At 66.0% G+C, this 1,911-nt stretch carries 2 protein-coding genes; both read left to right on the forward strand.

The window, feature by feature from the left end:
- Nucleotides 1-434 (forward strand): hypothetical protein (locus tag AB4Y84_RS20460; RefSeq protein WP_442250797.1); only part of this gene is annotated, 434 nt, incomplete at its 5' end.
- A 34-nt stretch (nt 435-468) separates the two neighbouring features.
- The gene (gene hemW / locus AB4Y84_RS20465; protein ID WP_442244441.1) at nt 469-1,695 is read left to right on the forward strand and encodes a radical SAM family heme chaperone HemW; all 1,227 of its coding nucleotides are present in this window, start codon (nt 469-471) and stop codon (nt 1,693-1,695) included.
- Nucleotides 1,696-1,911: the final 216 nt, after the last annotated feature.

Genomic DNA, 1,911 nt, shown 5'->3' on the forward strand with positions numbered 1-1,911 from the left:
GTGGTGCGATCCTTGGCGGCATGTTGGCGTGGACAGGGAAGGAATCCTGGTGGGCGGTACCGGTGGTTGCGCTGGTCGGCATGACCGTCATCACGCTCATCGGCGCGCCCATCATGTGGCAGCGCGTCGAACTGGACGCTGCTGCCGGCCACATGCGCTATCACAACATCGGCAGCCTGCATCGGTGGCGCCATGTAGCGTTGGTGGACGTGCTGGAAGTACGGATTGACAGTTTTGCCGACAAGCGCAAGGCCATGGTCTCCGGTCTCCATCTGTGCATGCGCAATGGCTGCAGTCCGGCGCGCCACCGTTTGATGGACAACGCTATAGGCAGCTACAAAGGGCCCTCGCCCTTCTTCCGCCAGATTGCCGCTGCCGTGCTTCGCGCGCAGCCGCGCTCCCTGGTCGACCCCCTTCTGCGAGCGGCGGACTGATCTGCCGCTCCCCCACGTCCGCATCACGCCAGCCATGCCGCACGCCCACGACCACGACCACTGCAACCACCTGCCCGGCGAGTCCTGCGACCACGACGCCCCACCACGTCTGGTCCCACCGCCGCTGGCGCTGTACGTGCATCTGCCATGGTGCGTGCGCAAGTGCCCATACTGCGACTTCAACTCGCACCAGGCCAAGGGCGAACTGCCCTTCGACGCCTACATCGATGCGCTGGTGCGCGACCTCGACCAGGACCTGCCGCTGGTCTGGGGCCGGGTGGTCAGCAGCGTGTTCTTCGGTGGCGGCACGCCCAGCCTGTTCCCGCCCGAGGCGATCGACCGCTTCCTGCAGCAGGCCAGCGCCCGCCTGCGCTTCGCGCCGAATGCGGAGATCACCCTGGAAACCAACCCGGGCACCGCCGAGCACGGTCGCTTTGATCGTTACCGCGCGGCCGGGGTCAACCGCCTGAGCTTCGGCATCCAGAGTTTTGATGATGCCGCGCTGAAAAGACTGGGCCGCATCCACGACAGTGGCGAGGCCGAGCGCGCGGTGAAGATGGCGCAGGACGCGGGCTACGACAATTTCAACATCGACCTGATGTACGCACTGCCGGAACAGACCCTGGCCGGTGCCGAGGCCGATCTGGAGCGCGCGTTCGCGTTGCAGCCGACCCACATCTCGCACTACCAGCTGACCCTGGAACCGAACACCGTGTTCTTCGCGCGGCCGCCGCAGGGCATCCCCGATGAAGACCATGCCTGGGACATGCAGGAACACTGCCAGGCGCTGCTGGCGCAGGCCGGTTTCGGCCAGTACGAGGTGAGCGCCTACGCCCGCCCCGGCCGGCAGAGTGCGCACAACCTGAATTACTGGCGTTTCGGTGACTACCTGGGCATCGGCGCCGGCGCGCACGGCAAGATCAGTTCCGGCGCCGAAGAACATGTGCTGCGACGCTGGAAGCACAAGCACCCGCAGACGTTCATGGATACCGCCGGCACGGCCGCATCGTTCGGTGGCGATGAGGTGATTGCCGCCGAGCGCCTGCCGTTCGAGTACATGCTCAACCTGCTGCGCCTGCACGAAGGTTTCAGCCTGCGCGACTTCGAATCGCGGACCGGCCTGCCCCGCAACGTGCTGGATGTCCCATTGGCCGAAGCAGTGCAGCGCGGCTGGCTGGTCGTGGCGGACGGGTACGTGCAGCCGACCGAGCTCGGCCGGCGCTTCACCAACGATGTGGTCAGCCTGTTCCTGGAAGAATGATCCGCCTGCGGCGCAGCCATGGAAGGCTGCCCTGAATGAATCCATCGCTAAAGTAGCGCCTTCACCGGCCGACACGGTAGATTCCAAGATCGATCCGCGGGAATCCGGACCCCCTCGCCGATGTCAGCTGTCTTCTCTCTTTCCAGTGCCGACACTGCCCGCCTGGCCGCGGCCGACCTGCCGCCGCGTGTGCGCGAGTTGCTGGGCGCGTTGATC

This window comes from Stenotrophomonas sp. 2YAF22, assembly GCF_052114665.1.
GTDB lineage: Bacteria > Pseudomonadota > Gammaproteobacteria > Xanthomonadales > Xanthomonadaceae > Stenotrophomonas > Stenotrophomonas indicatrix.

Coding starts and splice junctions, on each gene's coding strand:
- hemW (WP_442244441.1), top strand. CDS start 469: ATGCCGCACGCCCACGACCACGACCACTGCAACCACCTGCCCGGCGAG.